This is a genomic window from Streptomyces sp. NPDC051020, from assembly GCF_040683105.1.
Classification (GTDB): domain Bacteria; phylum Actinomycetota; class Actinomycetes; order Streptomycetales; family Streptomycetaceae; genus Streptomyces.
Genome location: NZ_JBFBCG010000198.1, coordinates 1 through 3,028, shown reverse-complemented (window position 1 = coordinate 3,028; position 3,028 = coordinate 1). Strand labels below are relative to the sequence as shown.

At 68.1% G+C, this 3,028-nt stretch carries 3 protein-coding genes and 2 pseudogenes; 4 read left to right on the top strand and 1 reads right to left on the bottom strand.

The window, feature by feature from the left end; all coding sequences use genetic code 11:
* Nucleotides 1-157 precede the first annotated feature (157 nt).
* The 4 genes and pseudogenes from AB0N06_RS38540 to AB0N06_RS38525 form a co-directional block, all read left to right on the top strand.
* The gene (locus AB0N06_RS38540; RefSeq protein WP_366139326.1) at nt 158-445 is read left to right on the top strand and encodes a hypothetical protein; all 288 of its coding nucleotides are present in this window, start codon (nt 158-160) and stop codon (nt 443-445) included.
* Between the two features lie 43 nt (nt 446-488).
* Nucleotides 489-767 (top strand): annotated as a pseudogene (locus tag AB0N06_RS38535) (DUF6225 family protein); the annotation flags it as partial.
* A gap of 120 nt (nt 768-887) precedes the next feature.
* Nucleotides 888-1,658, top strand: a complete 771-nt coding sequence (locus AB0N06_RS38530) for a glucose 1-dehydrogenase (protein ID WP_366139325.1) — start codon at nt 888-890, stop codon at nt 1,656-1,658.
* Nucleotides 1,659-1,831: 173 nt separating this feature from the next.
* Nucleotides 1,832-2,255: pseudogene (locus tag AB0N06_RS38525) on the top strand (Tn3 family transposase); the annotation flags it as partial.
* Between the two features lie 112 nt (nt 2,256-2,367).
* Here AB0N06_RS38525 and AB0N06_RS38520 read toward each other — a convergent pair.
* Nucleotides 2,368-2,781 (bottom strand): hypothetical protein, encoded by a 414-nt coding sequence (locus AB0N06_RS38520; protein WP_366139324.1) that lies wholly within the window; start codon nt 2,779-2,781, stop codon nt 2,368-2,370.
* Nucleotides 2,782-3,028: the final 247 nt, after the last annotated feature.

Here is a 3,028-nt window from a genome sequence, read left to right as displayed (position 1 = left end):
CATCGTCACCTATACCGCCGCTCCTGGCAGCGACGCCGCCGACCGGATCAGGCTCCTCAACGTCATCGGCACCCAGGCAATGACCGAAGACAGCATCCCGAGATAGCAGTCGGCGGGAGGCACCCCACCCCCATGGCCCGCAGCCCGGCGCACGCTCGTGATCACGCGCACGTCCTACTCCGTCGATCCCTGGGCGCTGCGCGAGCTCGGCAAGGGAAGTCTCGAGTCTCGTCAGCTGCTCGCGCAGTTGCGGCCCGTTCGCCTCGACAGTGAGGCTGGTCTGGGCGTCCAGGATGAGCTGGTCGAGCAGGTCGATCTTCCCCGGAAGCTCACCACCATCCTCGACGAGCATGCCGAGGACGCGAGATCCGCAGCGTTCAGCCCAAACGGCACGATGCTGGCCGCTACCCTCGACAACCGGATGGGTCTCTGGAAGCTCGGCTGACGGTTGTAGCGGGCGTTCATAGTTTGCGGAGGGGTCCGCGTCCGGATACCAGGACTTCGTTCTCGTGGACGCGCACCAGGTGGAGAGCTGGTGGCCAGCCACCTCTGCGGTGCCGGAGCGTAGCGAGACAGCGGAGGCGCTGACTTTGTACGCCGATTGGGAGCCGGGCGTATACGACCGTCTAGGCTTCGGTTCATCTCCCGCCCGCGTGATCGCCTCCGGGTCGTCCGCGCCGACCGCCGTCCGTGGGCCATACGGGCCGTCAAGCGCCGCCGTTCGTTGGATGCAGCGGTCGCGTCCGATGCGGTCGTCGTCCGGCTGAGTAACCCTTCCTTGCGGAGCACGAGGGAATACGTCCCGTTCGAAGCGGAACTTGGTGTTGTGCGGGTTCCGAACAGTTCGCCGCTCTTTCAATCGCGTGGTCGTAGGAAGGACCCTGCACGTGTCTGATCCCGTCGTCCTCATCACGGGTGCGCTGACCGGTATCGGCCGCGCCACCGCCTTGGGTTACGCCCGGCAAGGCGCGAACCTCGTGGTCTCCGGCCGCCACGAGGACGTGGGCGAGCAGCTTGCCAGGGAGCTCTCCGACCTCGGTGCCCCGACTGAGTTCGTGCGTGCAGATGTCCGCTTCGACGCCGATGTGAAGGACCTCGTCGAGCGTGCGGTCGCGCGGTTCGGACGGATCGATGTCGCCTTCAACAACGCCGGCACCGAGGGAACACTCGGCCCTGTCAGCGAGGTGACCGACGAGGGATACCAGGCCACTTTCGATACCAACGTCAAGGGGACTCTGCTGTGCCTGAAGCACGAGTTCCGGGTCATGAGGGAACAGGGAGGCGGCAGCATCGTCAACGTCAGCTCCGTCTTCGGCCTGATGGGTTACCCCGGGTTGACTCTGTACGTCGGGAGCAAGCATGCCGTCGTCGGTATCACCAAGGCGGCCGCACTCGAAGGAGCCGCTCACGGTATCCGGGTCAATGCGGTCGCGCCTGGCTTCACCCGGACCGCCATGTACGAGCGGTTCACCGGCGACGACACGGCGGTGCGTGACGCGGTCGATTCGGCGCTGCCCATGCACCGGACGGGCACCCCGGAGGAGATTGCCGAGGCCGTCCAGTACCTGGGTTCCGACGAGGCGAGATACGTCACGGGCCATATCCTGACCGTCGACGGTGGCCTCATGGCTGGCGGGCCCCTGCTCCCGAACTCGTGAACCGTGAACCCGGCACCAGTTGCGTCGGCAACGAGGCGCGGGGTTGTCGGCAGCGCGCTGGGGAGCCGGGTGTTCTCCAGGACGGAGGATCGCAGCAATCGGACCTTCTCGTAGTCGCCCTGGGTAAGACTGCGCGCTTCATCGAACAGCTTGCGGGCGGCTCACCCGCCCGTGAGGTCCGCAAGATTGCGGAGAAGCGGCTGCACGCCACGGTCGCCAAGGCGGCCCGCCGGGCCGATCCGGCACTGCCCGGCGACCTGGTGGCGATGCTGAAGACGCCGGAGGGCAGGCGGTTTTCGGAGCTGGAGCGGCTGCGCCGGCCGCCGACACGGAGGACGGGCACGGCGTTCGCCCGCGCTCTGGAGCGGGTGGACGAGATCGGCGCGTTCCAGCTCGGCCGCCTGAAGCTGTCGCAGATTTCCACCGAACCGGCTGGCCGCCCTTGCCCGGTACGCACTCGGGTCGAAGGCGCCGCTGCTGGAGCGGGCGGCGGAGCCGAAGCGCACGGCGATGCTCACCGCGGTGATGCGGCACCTGGAGGCGAAGGCGATCGACGAGGCCCTGGGGCTGTTCCAGGTAATCATGGCCACCCGGCTGCGCACGCCGTCCTCGGGGAGCACGCGGTTCGATGTCGCTGCCCTTGATCACCTTGGTGAACCCGGCGTCGAAGCGTTCCCGCCGCCCTTCTCCGCGAGGGTGGTCAGGTACTTCACCTGCGCGGGAGTGGCCGGGTCCGTCTTCGATTCTGCGCGCACTCGCGGCGCGGACCGTGGATCCGCTCGTTCTCCGCCTTGCGGGCCGCCTCCGCCTGCGGGCTGCGGCAGGTGATGTGCACGCTTTCGTACCAGGTCTGGGTGCCCGGCTTGCCGGGCACCGCCTCCCACAGCGCGTTCGCGGTCAGTGCCGACTCGTCCACGCCTTCGGTCAGGCCGGGCCCGACGAGCCCGTAGTAGCCGGTCCCGCCCCGGGGAATCACCGTGAACCCGACCGGAACGGCATGGGCTTCGAGCCAGTCGTGCCCGCACTCGCAGTGCCGGGCGTGGTAGCCGGCACACTTGCGCTCCAGCTGCTCGTACACCAGCCGGTTACCGTAGTACTTCGTATCCCTCGCGAACCCAGACACGGCCCGCAGTCTTCCACCGGCGGCCCGGCCGGGACAGAGGACCATCATCCCTGCGGAGGATGAGGAACACCGGGGTGACGACCGCTTCGAAGGAGCGAACGCAGAGCCCGGGGTCCTGGGAGGAACGACGGGGACGAGCCTGCCCCGGACGATGCGATCAGTCGATCACCTGCGCTTCGGCGACCTGATCGCGCGGTGGCGCGGAGGCCGGTTTCGGGAAGTGTCGGCGCAGGACGGCGGTGGCGAT